3 protein-coding genes are annotated in these 2,350 nt (G+C 63.3%); all 3 read right to left on the reverse strand.

Features of this window, described 5'->3' with window-relative positions; genetic code table 11:
- A partial coding sequence (locus KQI17_RS13270) for a DUF4428 domain-containing protein (protein ID WP_216496674.1) occupies window positions 1-734 on the reverse strand: 734 nt, incomplete at its 3' end.
- Between the two features lie 3 nt (window positions 735-737).
- Window positions 738-1,241 carry a hypothetical protein gene (locus KQI17_RS13275; protein WP_216496675.1) on the reverse strand — a complete coding sequence of 168 codons (504 nt, stop codon included), beginning with the start codon at window positions 1,239-1,241 and terminating at the stop codon, window positions 738-740.
- A gap of 8 nt (window positions 1,242-1,249) precedes the next feature.
- Window positions 1,250-2,350: SPFH domain-containing protein (locus tag KQI17_RS13280; RefSeq protein WP_216496676.1), on the reverse strand; the 1,101-nt coding region annotated here is incomplete at its 5' end.

Genomic DNA, 2,350 nt, shown 5'->3' on the forward strand with positions numbered 1-2,350 from the left:
ACCTGCTGCAGCGCCGCGCGGATCTCGTCGCCCATTTCGCGGTACTTGCGGTATTCCATGCTGTTCTCCGGGTCGAAGTTGACAGGTGCGACATTCATCGTCTGCCCCATCATCGGGCGACCCATGGGCTGCGGACGCCCCGCCATGGGACGCTGCATCTGGCCCGCCATCGGGCGCTGCCCCATCATCGGGCGCTGCACGGTGCTTTGCGGCTCAATGTACACAGAGCTGTCGTTGAGGCGGAAGCGCATCTCGTTAAAATAGGGGTGATTGACGGAAATGATGATGTCAAAGTCGTAGGAATACTCGTAGCGGGGCGGGACGTAGCTAACCTCCTTGCCGTCCGCATCCTCGCGCGTCAGCTCCGTGCGGCTCTCGTCGATGTCCACGCGGCAGCCGGTCAGCGCCGTGTAGTCCAGAATATCAGGGTTGGCGTCCGCCAAGTCGCGGGCGCAGGTAACGGTAAACCACCGATGCTCCTCGTCTATCAGCACCTTCCAACTCTCGCCGTAGGTGCGGGTGATGCGGAACTGGGCGGCTCTGCCCCGGTTCTCTTCCCGGTAAGCAAGCTGCTCTTTGATGTCCTCCACTGTGGAGCGGCGGCGGTCACTGAACCACGGCGAAAGCTTTTTCGCGCAGTCCTTGCAGAGATTGCCGTCCTCTAACTTGCGGTTGCCGAGAAGGCCGATCTTCTCGCCGCAGATGTCGCAGTACTTCTTATCAAATAAGCCCATGATCTATTGCTCCTGTTCCTGTGTTTTTTGGAATATCACCGTTTCTTCGCTCTCGTCCGGTCGTTCCAGCGTCAGCTCCAGCGTTCCGCTGCCCTCGCCGTCCGCTGCCTCATAGCCAAATTCCCTGATCCTGCCAAGCGAGACACCCTCCGGCGTCACAAGCTCGCGCTCCTCCACTTCCAGCTCCGTCCAGACGACCTTGCCCGGCCGGAGATAGGTAAAATCGAGGGGGGACGCCAAGACGGTCTCGCCGTCCGCGCTGAGAACGATGCCGCTCTCTTCGCCGATGCTCGCCTGCCAGCGGCCGTCTTCACTTTCCCATGTACCCTCCAGCACGGGCCAGAGGGCGGAATTGTCCGCATAGGTGTGGTCGCCGTCCAGCAGGAAAGCGGTGTCCGGATTTTCCATGCCGTCGCCCCCGTCCATGATCCGGTCTGTGACAAAGTGCTTATATAGCCCGGAAAGGGCTAAACCCACGAGTATCCCCGCCATAAGGATCCAGATCATCCGGCGCTTCATCCAACGATGTCCCCATCGTCAAAGGGATCGCCGCACTCGGGGCAGAACTTGGGGGGATGCTTGGGGTCGGCAGGCTCCCAACCGCACTTGTCACATTTATACTGGGGGACGCCGGCGGGCTTTTTCGCGCCGCACTCGGCACAGAACTTGCCCTTGTTCACCGCGCCGCAGGCGCACGTCCAGCCATCGTCCGCGACAGCGGGCTTGGGGCTGCCGCACTCAGGGCAGAACTTGCCGGTGGCGGTGGCACCGCAGGCGCATTTCCAGCTGTCGCCCGCGGGCTTGGGCTCAGGCTTCTTGCTGCCGCAGTTGGGACAGAAGTTGCCGGTGATGCCGCTCTGTCCGCAGCTGCAAGTCCAGCCCTGTACGGCGGGGGCCGCAGCGGGAGCCGCCTGCGCCTGCGCCGCCTGCTGCTGCGCGCCCTGCTGATAGAGGGTGCCCATCTGCGCGCCTGCCATGCCGCCTGCCATGCCCATGCCCATGAACGCGCCGACCGCGCCGTTCGGGTTCGCCGCCGCCGTCTTCATCGCGTCGCCGGTCGCGCCCGCGAGGTGTGCCGCCGCGCGGGTGGGATCCATGAACGCCGCGTTGCGCTGCATCTCCTTGATCATCTTCTCGTCTTCCTCGTTCGCCGTGACGGAGGAAACGCCGAAGGAGACGACCTCGATGCCGCGCAGATCGCGCCACTTGGCGCTCAGCGCCTCGTTGAGCGCGTCCGCCAGCTCGACCGTGTGGCCGGGCAGCGCGGAGTAGCGGATGCCCATCTCGCTGATCTTCGCGAACGCGGGCTGGAGCGCGGTCAAAAGCTCGGTCTTGAGCTGGCTGTCGAGGTTCGAGCGGTCATAGTCCTCGCTCACATTGCCGCAGACGTTCGTGTAGAACAGGAGCGGGTTAGCGATATGATAGCTGTACTCGCCGAAGCAGCGGATGCCCACGTCGATGTCGATCGCCGCGCGCTGATCCACGACGCGGAACGGAACGGGAGACGCCGTGCCGTACTTGTTGCCGATGAGCTCCTTCGTGTTGAAGTAGTAGACGCGCTGGTCCTTCGGCGCTTCGCCGCCGAAGGTGAAGCGCTTGCCGATGTTGCGGAAAAC

The sequence above is a fragment of the Oscillibacter sp. MSJ-31 genome (assembly GCF_018918025.1).
GTDB lineage: Bacteria > Bacillota > Clostridia > Oscillospirales > Oscillospiraceae > Hominicoprocola.

Coding starts and splice junctions, on each gene's coding strand:
- KQI17_RS13275 (WP_216496675.1), bottom strand. CDS start 1,241: ATGATCTGGATCCTTATGGCGGGGATACTCGTGGGTTTAGCCCTTTCC.